We start from the raw sequence: 15117 nt of genomic DNA, 5'->3' as shown, positions 1-15117 counted from the left end.
TTCTTGACACGTATCGGTTAACGCGTCGCAAAACAATGCCCGTCTATCCCTTCCGTTCCCGTTTAGCGAACAAAAGATGACGACGATGCGAAATCTCACGTGATCACCTAACGGGTTGAGATAAAAGGTGAAATGTCAGCCTTGCGGCAAAATCATGGCAGCCGCTGAGCGCTGCCACATTTTTAATCACGGCGATCTTGCCCGGCATGGCCCGACCGGATCCGCCGGCTGCCCAAGCGGAGATCTGCAAATAGACAAAAGACTATCCCGCGCATTCCGGAGGATGCGCGGGACAGGGTTGAAGCTGTTGATTTTACGAGGGTATCTTCACGACAACTTCGACCTTGCTACCAGCCTTCGGTTGGAAAGACGCGGATTTCGTCTTCGAACCATCAACTTCAAGCGAGATCGACTTGGTCTTTTTGTCGCGGACGACACGCACCGTGACTTCGGCCCCCAGCATTTTGAGCGTGGCGGCGTAGCCATCCCAATGGCTGGGCAGTTTCGGCCTAAACGTGATCTGCTTTCCACGCCGCTCGATGCCGAGAATGCCTTCGACCGCCGCCCGGTACAGCCAGCCCGCCGAGCCCGTGTACCACGTCCAGCCACCGCGGCCGCCCTTGTTGTCGCTGGCATTGCCGTCGCCGGCGTAGATATCGGCCGCAACCACGTAGGGCTCGACGCGGTAGCGCTCTGCCGAGGCCTCGTCCAATGCGTGGTTGACCGGGTTCAGCATCGAGAAGCAGCGATAGGCTTCGTCGTTCAGCCCCATTTCGGCCAGCGCGATGACGAACCAGGTGGCGGCATGAGTATACTGGCCGCCATTCTCGCGAACGCCCGGCGGGTAGCTCTTGATGTATCCCGGGTCCTTCTTCGTCTTCGAAAAGGGCGGCGTGAACAGCTTGAGGATCTTGAGTTCGTCGTCGACGAGCAGCTTGGTCGCCTGCTGCATCGCCGTCGTCGAACGCGCCGGATCGCCCTCGCCCGAGAGCACGCTCCAGGACTGGGCGATGGAGTCGATCCTGCACTCCTGGGATGAGCGCGAACCGAGCGGCGTGCCATCGTCAAAACTGCCGCGCCGATACCATTCGCCGTCCCACGCCGTGCTCTCCAGCGCGCGTTTCAGCGCGTCGGCATGCTTTGCCCAGGCCTGCGCGTGCTTGGCATCACCCTCGGTCTTGGCCACGGCGGCGAAGTCGCCCAGCGTCCGCAGCAGGAACCATCCGAGCCAGACGCTCTCGCCCTTGCCTTGCTCGCCGACGCGGTTCATGCCGTCGTTCCAGTCGCCGCCGAGGATCAGCGGCAGCCCGGCGGGACTGCTGCGCGTAATGGCAAGATCGAGCGCACGCGCGCAATGCTCGTAGAGGGACGCCGTCTTTTTCGAAATTTCGGGCGTGAAGAAAGCATCGTGCTCGCCCTCGCCGAGCGGCTGTCCATCGATGAAGGGCAGCTGCTCCTTCAGGATGGTGGCGTCACCCGTCACCAGCAGGTAGCGCGCGGTGGCATGGGCGAGCCAGACTACGTCGTCGGAGATCAGCGTACGCACGCCCGCCCCGGTGCGCGGCAGCCACCAATGCTGCACGTCGCCTTCAGGGAACTGCCGACGCGCCGCGTTGAGGATCTGGTCTCGCGCCAGTTTGGGATCGTGCGCCAGCAGAGCCAGCGTGTCCTGCAACTGGTCGCGGAAGCCGAAGGCGCCGCTGGCCTGATAGAAGGCAGAGCGGGCGCGGATGCGGCAGGCGAGGCTCTGGTAGGGCAGCCAGTGGTTGACCATGGCGTCGAGCGCCTTGTCCGGCGTTTCGACCTGGATGGTGTCGAGGAAGCCGCGCCACTCGCGCTCGTTGTCGGCCAGACGCTGGTCGAAATCCCTACCCCGATGCTTGCGCACCAGGGCGCTCGCTTCCGCGGCCGAGCCAGCGTCCCCGAGCAGCCAGAACAGCGTGACGTCGCCGCCGGCCGGAACATCGATGTCGCGGGCGATTGCAGCGCAGGGATCGTCGCCGGCCTCCACGCGGCCTGACAGTCCCGCGCCGCTCAGCACCGCCTGCGGAAACTCGCTGGTGCCGTGCCGGCCCAGGAATTCAGTCCGGTCTGCTGTCACCGAATGCACGCCGTCATCGGCGGCGAGGAAGGCGACGCGCTCCCCGAAATCGAGCCCGTAGGGGTTCTGTGCCAGCAAGGCGCCGGTGGCGGCATCGCGCGACGGAACGATGGTCGCCGCCGTGCGCGAGCGATGTCCGCCCAGCACCCATTCGGCATAGGCATAGACGCGCAGCCTGGCCGGCGTCGGGCCGGCATTCTGGATGCGCAGGCGGGAAATCTTCACCGGGTCGACCGGGTCGACGACATGGGTGAGGTCCATCGACAATGAGCCGCGCTTCGACCGGAAGGTGGAGAACCCTTGGCCGTGCCACGTCTCGTAAGTCATCGACGGATCGCGCACCACGGCGGCGAGCGGCGAGAATGCCCGGCCACTGGCGTGATCATAGATATAGATGCCCTCACCGGGCCGGTTCGAAACCGGATCGTTCGACCACGGCGTCAGCTGGTAGTCGCGGCTGTTGCGGCTCCAGGTGAAGGCAGCGCCTTCGGCGGAGACGTGGAAGCCGAACGAGGCGTTGGAAATAACATTGATCCAGGGCTGGGGCGTGGTGCTGCGGCCGGCCAGGCGCACGACATAATGCCGCCCGTCGCCCTCGAAACCACCGAACCCGTTCCATTGGCTGAGCCCGTGCCCGTCCGCCGCCAGGGCCTGCGAGCCAAAGGAATGTGTCATAGACGCCAATTCAGGCAATGCCGCCGGCTGCTGGGCATCGCGCGCCTGCAAGGCCGCCACCTCGGCCCGCTCGATCTGATCGAAGATGGTGCCGTTGCGCGTGTGCAGAACCACGCGGGCAACCGCAAGCAGCGTCTTGTAGGTGGTCTCGTCCATCAGGTCGCGGCGCACGGCGAATATGTGCTGGCGCGGTCCGAGCTCCTTGCCGCGCAAACGGCTGTTCTCGCATAGGGATTCGACCGCCCGCTGCAGGTCCTGCACATAGGAGGAGGCCTGTTCGTTGACGACGACGAAATCGATCATCATGCCACGGGTGCGCATGTATTCCTGGAAACGCAGTGCCTGCGCGACGATTTCGAGATCGGCGACGTCGCCGATCCTGACCAGGAAGATCGGGAAATCGCCCGAGATGCTGGTCGGCCACAGGCTCGACTGCTTGCCCAGTCCCGAAGCGATGGATTCTGCCGGCAGGCGCAGGAATGGATCCGGATAGATCAGGTAGCGCGCCAGCTTCTGTACGTTGGCGGCGTCGGCCAGGCTGAGGCCGAGATGCCGGGTCTGCACCTGGCTGCGCGTCCAGGCGAGCATGGCCTGGCGGGCAAAGCTCTCCGGGTGGTCGAGCCGGGCAATGGCCTCCTCCAGCTCCGCGCGGTTGGAACCGACGACGGTCCAGAAGGTCAGCGATATCTTCTTGTTGGCGGGCACGCGCACCTGGCGGCGCAGCGAAGCGACCGGATCGAGGGTAAAGCCGGAATGGCCGCCAAGCCGGGCGCCCGGATCGAAAGCCGCAGCGTCGACGATGGTGCGGCCACGGCCGATAAAGGCGCGCCTGTCGGTCTCGGCTTCGGCGTCGCGCGCCGGACCGGACGGGTCGGTGACGAAATGCACCATCGTCACGTCTGGCTCGCTGGTCTCGCGCTTGCGCCGCGTGGCGAAGATCGCCCCATTGTTGGGGGCAATTTCGGTCTCCACGAACATTTTCGAGAAGGCGGGATGGGCGTTGTCGGATACCTCCAGGCCCAGCACCAGCTCGGCGAAGGAGGTCACTTCGATGTGACGGTCGGTCGGTCCCTCGTTGAACAGCGTCACGCGGCGGCCTTCGCCATTGCCTTCCGAGATGACGATGCATTCGACCTCGGAGCGCAGCGTGCCGACCAGTTTGACGAAGCTCGCCTTGTCGTCGGAGAACAGCGTCTGGGTGCGCTCCTCGGCCGCGCGCTTCGGCTCCGCCGTCGCCGACCACCAGTCGCCGCTGCCTGCGTCGCGCAAGAAGATGTAGGAGCCAAGCCGGTCCTCGGTCGGATCCGGCTGCCAGCGCGTGACGGACAGATCGCCCCACCGGCTGTAGCCGGAGCCTGTCGCGGTGACCATCACCGAATAGCGGCCGTTCGACATCACGTTGGTCGAACGCAGCGCCCGCACAGGATCGAGCACGATGCGGGTGTCGGGACTCTCGGTTTCGGTCTCGTCCTTCGCCCGTTCGTCCGCCTCGGTCCTGACGGTCGCGGTCGGGATGTCGCGCGGCGCCCTCTCCTGGAGCAGAAGTTCGGCCGACTCGATGACCGGATCGCTGTGGAAACGGTCGCGCAGGCGACCCTCGAAAATGGCGTCGGCGACCGCCGCGATCGACATGCCGGAATGGTGGGCCATGTAGTTCTGTACGACGACGTGATCGGTGCCTTCCGGCACGCGCTGCGGCGTGAAATCGACGGCGTCGTAGTAACCATGGCGGCCAAGCGCGCCGAGCTCCCGCAGTCGCGCTAGGTTCTGCACCGCTTCGCGCGGGTTGAATTGCGCAGCCAGCACGGTGGCGTAAGGCGCGATCACCGTGTTCTGGCCAAGACCGCGCTTCAGCCCGAGACCGGGCACGCCGAAATTGGTGTACTGGTAGGTCAGCTCGCGGTCGCGGGCATTGTAGGCCGCTTCCGAAATGCCCCAGGGCACATTCTTCTGACGGCCATACTGGATCTGGCGCTTGATGATCAGCTTGCTGGTCTGGTTGAGAATCGAACCTTGCGGTTCCTTCATCACCAGCGGCGGCATCAGATACTCGAACATCGAGCCGGACCAGGACATCAGCGCGCCCTGGAAGCCGATCTCGACGATCGGCCGGCCAAGCCGGAACCAGTGCTCAGTCGGCAGGTCGCCCTTTGCGATGGCGAACAGGCTGGTCAGCCGCGCCTCGGAGGCCAGAAGATCGTAGCAGCTCTCGTCGAGCTGGTGCTCCTCGACCCGGTAGCCGATCGACAGCAGCTTGCGCTCCGGCCGCATCAGGAACGAGAACTCCATCTCGAAGGCGAAGCGGCGCGTGCGCTCGCGCAGGGTGAGCAGCTTGGCCCGCAGCGCCTCGACCGCGTTGTCGTCGCTGTGGGCGTCGTGGACATGCGCCTCGCAGGTCGCTTCGAGCCTGGCCGCCCAGTCGACGATGACATCGCTCTGTGGCGATGCCGCCTCGGTGTGGATGGCGGTGGCGAGCTTGCGGATCTCGCCGGCCAGCACAGCCAAATTGATGGTGCGGATCGAGGCCATTTCCGGCTGCGCCTTGATGGTGTCGACGGCGCGCCGCATGCCGTCGAGGCGGTCGGCAAGGCGCTGGCGCAGCGGCCGCAGCTGACGGCGGTCGTCGGGCAGCTCATCCAGGCTCTCGCCGAGGATGGTCACTGTGTCGAGGATGCCCTCGAAATCGCCCTGGAGATGAACGGACGGCGCCTCGGCCCATTCGGCGCAGGCCGCCGCCACCGCCACCAGATGGCCGGCGAGATTGCCGCTGTCGACAGCCGAGATGTAGAGCGGATAGAGCGGCTTCAGTGTGGTGGTGTCGTACCAGTTGAAGAGATGGCCGCGGTTGCGCGGCATGCTCTCGATGGTCGTCATGGTGGCATCGATGCGGGTGATGGCGTCGGACAGGCTGATCCAGCCGAAATCGCGGGCCGAGACGACCGACAGGAGATAGACGCCGATATTGGTCGGGGAGGTGCGCGGCGCAACGACTGGCGCCGGGCTCTCCTGGAAATTGTCCGGCGGCAGATGATGATGCTCGGCCGTGACGAAGGTTTCGAAATAGTGCCAGGTGCGGCGCGCCACGGTGCGCAGCGCATGGATGTCGGCCTGCGAGATGCGCAGCCGGTCCTCGGTCTCGGCCGAGCGGCTGATCCAGCTGGCGATCGCCGGGGAGCCGATCCAGAACAGAGCGAAGAAAAAGGCGACGAAGGCGCCGGTGGAATCGGCCAGCACCGGAATGGCGAGGCCGACGAAGCCGATGATCACGGCGCCGTACATCATGCCGTAGTAGGAGCCGATGTCGTTGTCGCCGGCCTTGTGCGCCTGCGAGGCGGTGCGCCATTCCAGCAGGTTCTGCCGGGAGACGAACAGCCGGTAGAGCGTGCGCACGATGGCGTCGCCCATCATCCAGGCGTTATGCGCCATCAGCACGATCTTCAAGGCCACCATGGCGGTGCCGAAGGCCACGTCGCGCGCCAGCGCGGAGAAATGGCCGCGCGGCGTCTGGTCACCGCTCTTGGGCAGTATGGCGTTGACGACGTCGAAAGTGGGCGCCATGAACAGGCTGAGGATCAGCAATGCCTGCCATTGTGCTGCCTGCGTGAAGGGCAGCAGCGTCCAGCCGGCGATCGCCGCCATCACCCAGAAGATCGGCGTCAGCGAGCGGCGCAGATTGTCGACCATCTTCCAACGCGACAGCGCCGGGACGCCGGAGCGCGGATCGAGGATGAAGCCCAGGAGCTGCCAATCGCCGCGCGCCCAGCGATGGTGGCGCGAGGCGTCGACCGAATAGCGGGTCGGGTAATCCTCGACCAGTTCGACGTCGGTGACGAGCGCAGAACGCGCCAGCGCGCCTTCGAGCAGATCGTGGCTGAGGATGGTGTTTTCCTCGATGCGGCCCTGCAACGCGGCCTCGAAGGCATCGACGTGGTAGAGGCCCTTGCCGGTGAAGGAACCGTCGCCGAAGACGTCCTGGTACAGGTCGGACACCGCAAAGACATAAGGATCGAGGCCGCGATTGGCCGAGAAGACCCGTTGGAAGAACGACGCCTCGTCGCCGCTGGTCAGCGAAGCGGTGATACGTGGCTGCAGGATCGTGTAGCCCGAGGTGACGACGCGCCTGGTGGCATCGAAATGCGGTCGGTTGAGCGGGTGGCAGAGCTTGCCGACAAGCGTAGCGACCGCATCGCGGGTGGTGCGCGTGTCGGCGTCGAGCGTCATTACGTGAACGACTTTTTCCGGCAGCGGCACATCGAGCGGCAGGAAGGTGGTGTCGCTGTCGCCGCGCAGCAGCAGGTCAAGCTCGTGCAGCTTGCCGCGCTTGCGCTCCCAGCCCATCCAGCATCCCTGCGCGGCATTATAGAGCCGGCGCCGGTGCAGGAGATAGAAGCGCGGCGCGCCTTCGGCGGGATAGCGGGCGTTGAGGCGGGCGATCTCGTCACGGGCGAATTCGAGAATCTCGGTGTCGGCCGCGTCGATCTCGGTCTTGCTGTCGGGCCAGTCCGACAGCAGGGCGAAGTGGATCTCGTCCGCCAGATTGGCGAGGTAGTGCACTTCGATGTTGCGGATGTTTTCCTCGACGTCGTCGCGCGAGCCGATCAGCGACGGCACCACCACCAGCGTGCGTGCCTCGGACGGCACGCCGTGCCTGTAGTCATAGCCGATAAGGCGCGTCGGCTTGAGGAACAGCGAGACAACGGTATTGAAGAAAGCGAGCGCGCCTTCGCTGGCCGGCACGGCAAACAGCGCCAGCATCAAGACGATCGAAGGCACAGACAGGCCGAGATTGGCAAGGGCATTGCCGGACACCACCAGCAGCAGCACGGTCAGCGCAAAGACCGGCAGGACGATGCCCAGCCATCCGGTCTTGGCAAAGGTGCGCTTGACGGTCTGACTGACGGTCGGTCGGTAGCCGATCGCCTTTTCCAGCTCCAGCCGGCGTGGCCCGACAAGGAAAAAACCGACATCCGTGTGCGCTAAAGGAGCCGCAAGGCCATCTGCGCCGTCGGCGGCGGATGCAATTTCGTTGGTGATCTGGCCGGCCAGTTCGATCGCTTTTTCGGCGACGCGATATTCCGACAGATTCGAGCGGCGGGCCAGCTCTTCGATCGCGGTCCGGTACTGGTCACGCGAGAAGAAATCGAGCGCGGCGAAGTCGGTGCGCTCGCGCAGCACCGTGTCGATACGGCTGACGCCCTCGAACCACACCGTCCAGTCGATATCGTTGATGAGACGCAGGCCGCGTATGATGTTGCCGGTCGTTACATTGCCGCTGGACAGCGTATGATGCTCGGAAATGATGATTTCCTCGGCGTCCGAGCCGGTCTTCTCGAGTTCGCCTTCCAGCCACTCCAGCGCCTTGCCTGCATTCTGCGAGCCGTCGCGCAAGCGGTAGAGCAGTTGCGTGGCAAAGGTGGTGTCCTGGGCGTGCGCGCTGAAATTGGCCAGGATCGCTTGCCGGTCGCGGGTATCGTCGGTCGCCAGCACCTTGTCGGCGACATCATTGGCGATCTGGCGCATCTGCCGGGTGCGGTTGACCCTGACCGCAAGGCGGCGAAGATTTTCGATCAGAACGAAGCGCAACAGCGACGGCAGCGCCCAGAGTTCGCCGATCTTCAGCGGCTCGACCGACTGGAAGCCCTGGACGATGGCCTTGAACATGGTCGCGGAGACGGAACTGTCGGAATGCGCCACATAAGTCCAGGCCAGCGCCAGCGCGCGCGGCACGCCGCCGCCGTCCGGCAGCTTCAGCGTCGGCAGTTGACGATAGAAGCGGCGCGGCAGGTCGCGCTTGACCTGGAAAATGGTTTCCTCGACCAGATAGTTGTTGTCGAGCAGCCATTGCGCCGCGGGCGTGATGGTCTCGCCCCTCGCCTGCGCGGCGTTGGTCGAACGGTAGACTTCGAGGATCTTCTTGGCGCTGTCGCGGATGCGGGCCTGGAAATCGAATGGCGTCAGGCCGAACAGATCCGCGAGATCGCCCTTGGCCAGGCTTTCACCGAGCAGCCGAAGGCGTTCCTCCGGCAGGAAAATGGATCTTATCGGTTCTTCCGTGATGGGCGGGAAGCTCGCGCTGGTCTTTTCGATTTGTGCTGGATTCGTCTGAATATTCATTGAAAATTCCGTAAGCGGGCACTCAGCGGCGTCACCGCCACGGCAATGGCCCTAAAACCGATTCAAATGCAATTGGTTGCATGCCCAGCTTTTGCCGAAAATTGTTTCCGCACCACGACAAGGCATCGTCTTTCGACAGTTTCAAAGACGAACACTCCTCACTCCCGCCGAGACCGATCGACGGAAAGGATTCAGGCTTTTTCGTGATCCCGGCTGGAGCTTACCCTATATTTCGCCGGCATCACGATCATGTTTGGAAACAAGCGTTAATCGTTGGGTCGAATGCCATCGATCCGGACCACGAATACTGTCGGGTGGTCGATGGGCTTGATGCGCAGGCCAGCTGTGGCTGAGGCAGTCAGGAGTGCGTCGAGGTGGCTAAGGCGAATAGGCTCTGCGGCGGAAACCAAGACTTCCCCACCCAGGCACAGGACGAGGGTCGCTCTGCTTTCAATCCCGATTTCCAAAGGGTTCGACATTACGAGGCGTTCGACGGAATGCCTCATGCGGCCACGCCGGGTCATCACGTTGAGATCGGTGATCGGACCGGCGATCAGTTCGGCACTGGTCGGCCGGTCGGCTGGAAAGGAAAACGGCGCTGAAGCGGCGGTCAGGCACGCCGGCGGCTCGCCGGCGACATCAAGAATGATCCCCTCGCCTTCCAATACCGACAGGGTGCGGTCAATGCCGGCAAAGCTGGAGAACGGCCCGCTGCCTTCGACGCGGGCCATCGAGACACGCCAATCGAAGGTGTCGAGCCCGGCATCGGCCGGCGAGACGGCGATTTCCGTCGTCACGCCGCCGCCGTTCTTCCACGGCATCGATTTGTATTCGGCTGCCCGCAGGACGCGCATCGGTCGGCCTACTATCCCAGAATGCCGGGCAAATTGAGCTGATGCTCCCTGGCGCAATCGATGGCGATGTCGTAGCCGGCGTCGGCGTGCCTCATGACGCCGGTCGCCGGATCATTCCACAGCACCCGCTCCAGGCGCCTGGCTGCCTCAGGCGTGCCGTCCGCGACGATGACCATGCCTGCATGCTGGGAAAAGCCCATGCCGACACCGCCGCCATGGTGCAGCGACACCCAGGTAGCGCCCGATGCCGTGTTGAGCAGAGCGTTGAGCAGCGGCCAGTCGGAAACAGCATCCGAGCCGTCCTTCATCGCCTCTGTCTCGCGGTTCGGCGAGGCGACCGAGCCGGAATCGAGATGGTCGCGGCCGATGACGACAGGCGCCTTGAGTTCGCCTTTGGCGACCATCTCGTTGAAGGCGAGGCCCAGCCGGTGGCGGTCGCCGAGGCCGACCCAGCAGATGCGCGCCGGCAAGCCCTGGAAGGCGATGCGCTCGCGCGCCATGTCCAGCCAGTTGTGCAAATGGGTGTTGCCGGGCGTCAGTTCGCGCACCTTGGCGTCGGTCTTGTAGATGTCCTGCGGATCGCCGGAAAGGGCCGCCCAGCGGAAGGGGCCGATGCCGCGGCAGAACAGCGGCCGGATATAGGCCGGCACGAAGCCTGGGAAGGCAAAGGCGTTCTCGAAGCCTTCTTCCTTGGCGACCTGGCGGATGTTGTTGCCGTAGTCGAGCGTCGGCACGCCGGCGTTCCAGAAGGCCACCATCGCCTCGACATGCTCGCGCATCGAGGCGCGGGCGGCTTTCTCGACTGCTTTCGGGTCGGACGTGCGCTTCTCGCGCCACTCGGCCAGCGTCCAGCCCTTGGGCAGATAGCCGTTCAACGGATCGTGCGCCGAAGTCTGGTCGGTGACCATATCGGGGCGCACGCCGCGCCGCACCAGCTCGGGCACGATATCGGCGGTGTTGCCGACCAGGCCGACCGACTTCGCCTCGCCTGCCCTGGTCCAGCGCGCGATCTTCTCCAGCGCCTCGTCAAGCGTATCGGCACGCTCGTCGACATAGCGGGTGCGCAGCCGGAAATCGATGCGGTCGGGATCGCATTCGACGGCCAGGCAGCAGGCGCCGGCCATGACGGCCGCGAGAGGCTGGGCGCCCCCCATGCCGCCGAGGCCGCCAGTCAGGATCCATTTGCCCCTGAGATCGCCGCCATAGTGCTGGCGTCCGGCTTCGACGAAGGTCTCGTAGGTGCCCTGCACGATGCCTTGCGTGCCGATATAGATCCACGAGCCGGCCGTCATCTGGCCGTACATCATCAGGCCTTTCCTATCGAGCTCGTTGAATTTCTCCCAGGTCGCCCAATGCGGCACCAGATTGGAGTTGGCGATCAAAACGCGCGGCGCGTCGGGATGAGTGCGGAAGACGCCGACCGGCTTGCCGGACTGCACCAGCAGCGTCTCGTCCTCGCCAAGCGTCTTCAGCGAAGCGGCGATGCGGTCGAAATCGTTCCAGGTGCGCGCCGCCCGGCCGATGCCGCCATAGACGACCAGTTCGTTGGGATTTTCGGCGACATCGGGATCGAGATTGTTCATCAGCATGCGCAGCGGCGCTTCGGTCGTCCAATACCTGGCATTGAGCTTGTCGCCGCGGGGGCTGCGCACTTCGCGGATGTTGTGGCGAGGATCGGTCATGTCGTCACTTCCCTTTCAGATGAGTGCGGCGAGGCGTCAGCTCTCGACCCACGAAATCGCGGTCTCGAGGATGGATGTCAGCGTGGCGCGGATCGGCGCGGCGAAGGCGGCGGCGTAAGGCACCGGCCAGTTGTCGGGCGCGCCCTTGCCTTCGGGCTCTCGCATGTAGCCGCGGTTGGACAGTTCCATCTGCAGCGCATGGACGCCGTTTTGCGGCTGGCCGAAATGGCGCGTGATCCACCCGCCCTTGAAGCGGCCATTGACCACGAAGGTCTCGCCGGTCTCGGCCAGGATCCCGGCGACCTTTTCCTGCAGCGCCGGATCCGTGCTCTTGCCGTCATTGGTGCCGAGATTGAAGACCGGCAGCGTGCCATCGAACAGGCGCGGCAGCACAGAGCGGATCGAGTGGCAGTCATAGAGGACGATTTTGCCATGCAATCCGCGCAGCCGGTCGATCTCGGCCTGGAGCGCGGCATGATAGGGCATGAAGAATTTTCGGCGGCGCTCGTCGATTTCCGACGGCCCCGGTTCCTCGCCTGTACGGTAGAGCGGATCGCCGTCGAAGGTTTCGGTCGGGCACAGCCCGGTCGTCGCCTGACCAGGGTAGAGCGAGGCGCCTGACGGATCGCGATTGACGTCGATGACGGTGCGCGAGATGGCGGTGTGCACGACGGTGGCGCCAAGACCTGCGGCGAAATCATAGAGCTTGTCGATCCACCAGTCGCAGTCGCGCTGGCCAAGCCAGCTCGAGACCAGCCGGTTGTCGAGACCGGCGAGATCGATGCCGGTGTGCGGCATGGAAACCAGCAGCGGCGCGGTGCCTTGTTTTACCGTCAGCCAAGGAGGTGTCATGCGAGGCCTCCGCAGGTTGGAGCTCTACGGCTGGGATGAGAAGGAACGTAACCTACCATGCCAAGCATTCTCATGAGGCAATTCCCGGCAGCGCCACCGCGCTCGCCGCCTTCACCGCTGCACCGCTGCGCACCATGGCGATGGCTTTCTCCATGTCGGGATGGAAATGCCGGTCGTTGTCGAGATGCGGCACCTCCGCCCTGACCAATTTGCGCACCGCTTCGAGTGCGGTGCTGGAAGCGAGCGGCGCGTGGAAATCGCAGCCCTGGGTCGCGGCCAGCAACTCGATGCCGATGACGGCCGTGGCGTTCTCGACCATGCCGATCAGCCGGCGCGCACCATGTGCGGCCATCGAGACGTGATCCTCCTGGTTGGCCGAGGTCGGGATCGAATCGACGCTTGCTGGATAGGCCTTCTGCTTGTTTTCGGAAACCAGCGCTGCCGCCGTCACCTGCGGGATCATGAAGCCGGAATTCAGGCCGGGCTTCGGCGTCAAAAAGGCGGGCATGCCCGACAGCGCAGGGTCGACCAGCATGGCGATGCGGCGCTCCGACAGCGAGCCGATCTCGCAGACGGCGAGTGCGATCATGTCGGCAGCGAAAGCCACCGGCTCGGCATGGAAATTGCCGCCCGACAAGGCGGTGTCGTCCTCGGCGAAGATCAAGGGATTGTCGGTGACGCCATTGGCTTCCGTGCCGAGCGTGTCGGCCGCCTTGCGCAACACGTCCAGAGCGGCCCCCATCACCTGCGGCTGGCAGCGCAGGCAATAGGGATCCTGCACGCGCTCGTCGCCGACGCGGTGGGATTCGCGGATGGCGCTGCCGGCCATCAGACTGCGCAGCGCATTCGCCGTCTCGATCTGGCCGCGATGCTTCCTCAAGAGATGGATGCGCGGATCGAAGGGGGCGTCCGAGCCCCTGGCGGCGTCGGTGGACAGTGCACCCGCGACCAGTGCCGACTGGTAGAGAACTTCGGCCTCGAACAAGCCCGCCAGCGCGTAGGCGGTCGAGAACTGCGTGCCGTTAAGCAGCGCCAGCCCTTCCTTGGCGCCAAGGATGACAGGCTCCAGCCCATGCGAGACGAAGGCGACCTTGGCCGGGAAGCGGCCATGCGGCGTGAAGCATTCGCCGACGCCGATCATCACGGCCGTCATGTGTGACAGCGGCGCGAGGTCGCCGGAGGCGCCGACCGAACCTTGCGCCGGCACCACCGGGATAACATCGTTGGCCAGCATCGCTTCCAGCAGCTCGATGGTGCGCGACCGCACGCCGGAGGCGCCCTGCGCCAGGCTGGCAAGCTTCAAGGCCATCATCAGCCTGCAAACAGCGACCGGCATCGGCTCGCCGACGCCGGCGGCGTGCGAGAGCACGATGTTACGCTGAAGCGTTTCGAGATCCTGGGCAGGAATGCGGACGCTGGCCAGTTTGCCGAAACCGGTGTTGATGCCATAGACCGGCTCGCCCTTGGCGACGATGCGTGCGACAGCCTCCGCACTCGCCTTGATCTTTGGCCGGCAGGCATCGTCGAGCCTGGGCACGGCGCCGCGATAGATGGCGCGCCAGTCGGCCAGGGTCACGTTGCCGGGTTTCAGTACGAGTTCGGTCATTGTCCTCTCCAGATGCGCGCGTGCAAGGGGTTGAAGCCCATGCGGTAGACGAGTTCGGCAGGGCGCTCGATGCTCCAGATCGCTAGATCGGCGGATTTGCCCGCCTCCAGCGTGCCGGTCTGTCCGAGCAGACCCAGTGCGCGGGCGGCTTCGCGGGTCACGCCCGCGAGGCATTCATCGACCGTCATGCCGAACAAGGTCGCCGCCATGTTCATGGTCAGCAGCAACGACGTCAGCGGCGAGGTGCCGGGATTGTTGTCGGTGGCGACGGCCATCCTGACGTCATGCCTGCGGAATAATTCGATCGGAGGTTTCTTCGTTTCGCGAATAAAATAGTAGGCGCCGGGCAGGATCGTCGCCACGCTGCCCGATGCAGCCATTGCCGCCGCGCCTGCCTCATCGGTGTATTCGAGATGATCGGCCGACAACGCGCCATAGCGCGCGGCGAGTTCGGCGCCATGCAGGTTCGACAATTGGTCGGCATGGAGCTTTACCGGCAGGCCAAGCGCCTTTGCGGCTTCGAAGACCCGTGCCATCTGCTCGACCGAAAACGCGATGCCTTCGCAGAAACCATCGACGGCGTCGGCAAGCCCGTCGGCAGCAATGGCCGGCAGGATCGTGGCGGTGATGAGATCGATGAAGGCGTCCTTGTCGCCCTTGGCTTCCGGCGGCAAGGCATGGGCGCCGAGAAAGGTCGTGCGGATCGTCACCGGGCGCTCGGCGCCCAGGCGGCGCGCCGCGCGCAGCGACTTTTTCTCGTTTTCCAGGTCAAGGCCATAGCCGGACTTGACCTCGACGGTGGTGGCGCCCTCGGCGATCAGCGCATCGAGACGCGGCAGTGTCTGAGCGACCAGTTCGTCCTCACCCGCGGCACGCAAGGCCCCAACCGACGAGACGATGCCGCCGCCGGCCCTGGCGACCTCCTCATAGGTGGCGCCGGCCAGCCGCATCTCGAACTCGTTGGCGCGGTCGCCGGCATGGACGAGATGGGTGTGGCAGTCGATCAGGCCGGGCGTGATCCAGCGGCCCTCGCAATCGACGATCTCGGCACGCTGCTCGAACGCCGCCGGAATATCGGCTTCGGCGCCGGCATAGACGATGATGCCGTCACGCGCGGCGACGGCGCCCTTTTCGACGACGCCCTGCCCTGCTGCCCCTTCGGCAAAAGTCGCCAGGCGCGCATTGCGCCATATGCGAACCGCCGCCGCCCGGCCCCTGCTTTCTCCAGCCATC

Annotated in this window: 6 protein-coding genes; all 6 read right to left on the bottom strand. The window is 64.8% G+C overall.

The genetic code is table 11. The features are described from left to right. Nucleotides 1–313: 313 nt before the first annotated feature. The 6 genes from FJ867_RS08025 to hutI all read right to left on the bottom strand — a co-directional run bounded on the left by FJ867_RS08025 (nucleotide 314) and on the right by hutI (nucleotide 15116). Nucleotides 314–8890 (bottom strand): glucoamylase family protein, encoded by an 8577-nt coding sequence (locus FJ867_RS08025; protein ID WP_140817038.1) that lies wholly within the window; start codon nucleotides 8888–8890, stop codon nucleotides 314–316. Between the two features lie 266 nt (nucleotides 8891–9156). Continuing rightward, nucleotides 9157–9744, bottom strand: a complete 588-nt coding sequence (locus FJ867_RS08020; protein ID WP_140521727.1) for a HutD family protein — start codon at nucleotides 9742–9744, stop codon at nucleotides 9157–9159. An 11-nt stretch (nucleotides 9745–9755) separates the two neighbouring features. Beyond that, nucleotides 9756–11426, bottom strand: a complete 1671-nt coding sequence (gene hutU / locus FJ867_RS08015; RefSeq protein ID WP_140521725.1) for a urocanate hydratase — start codon at nucleotides 11424–11426, stop codon at nucleotides 9756–9758. Nucleotides 11427–11462: 36 nt separating this feature from the next. Beyond that, on the bottom strand, nucleotides 11463–12278 hold the full coding sequence (gene hutG, locus FJ867_RS08010; protein WP_140817036.1) for an N-formylglutamate deformylase: 816 nt from the start codon (nucleotides 12276–12278) through the stop codon (nucleotides 11463–11465). Nucleotides 12279–12348: 70 nt separating this feature from the next. After that, nucleotides 12349–13884 carry a histidine ammonia-lyase gene (gene hutH / locus FJ867_RS08005; protein WP_140557048.1) on the bottom strand — a complete coding sequence of 512 codons (1536 nt, stop codon included), beginning with the start codon at nucleotides 13882–13884 and terminating at the stop codon, nucleotides 12349–12351. Then, nucleotides 13881–15116 carry an imidazolonepropionase gene (gene hutI / locus FJ867_RS08000; protein WP_140817034.1) on the bottom strand — a complete coding sequence of 412 codons (1236 nt, stop codon included), beginning with the start codon at nucleotides 15114–15116 and terminating at the stop codon, nucleotides 13881–13883. Before hutI ends, hutH begins: the two co-directional genes overlap by 4 nt. Between the last annotated feature and the right edge of the window lies 1 nt (nucleotide 15117).

Source organism: Mesorhizobium sp. B2-5-3 (genome assembly GCF_006441005.1).
Taxonomy (GTDB): Bacteria; Pseudomonadota; Alphaproteobacteria; order Rhizobiales; family Rhizobiaceae; genus Mesorhizobium.
The sequence above is the reverse complement of the archived record's forward strand: the minus strand, read 5'-3'. Positions and strand labels throughout refer to the sequence as shown.

Excerpts from the sequence above, each read along its gene's own strand:
- FJ867_RS08025 (WP_140817038.1), bottom strand. The coding sequence starts at position 8,890 with ATGAATATTCAGACGAATCCAGCACAAATCGAAAAGACCAGCGCGAGC.
- FJ867_RS08020 (WP_140521727.1), bottom strand. The coding sequence starts at position 9,744 with ATGCGCGTCCTGCGGGCAGCCGAATACAAATCGATGCCGTGGAAGAAC.
- hutU (WP_140521725.1), bottom strand. The coding sequence starts at position 11,426 with ATGACCGATCCTCGCCACAACATCCGCGAAGTGCGCAGCCCCCGCGGC.
- hutG (WP_140817036.1), bottom strand. The coding sequence starts at position 12,278 with ATGACACCTCCTTGGCTGACGGTAAAACAAGGCACCGCGCCGCTGCTG.
- hutH (WP_140557048.1), bottom strand. The coding sequence starts at position 13,884 with ATGACCGAACTCGTACTGAAACCCGGCAACGTGACCCTGGCCGACTGG.
- hutI (WP_140817034.1), bottom strand. The coding sequence starts at position 15,116 with ATGGCTGGAGAAAGCAGGGGCCGGGCGGCGGCGGTTCGCATATGGCGC.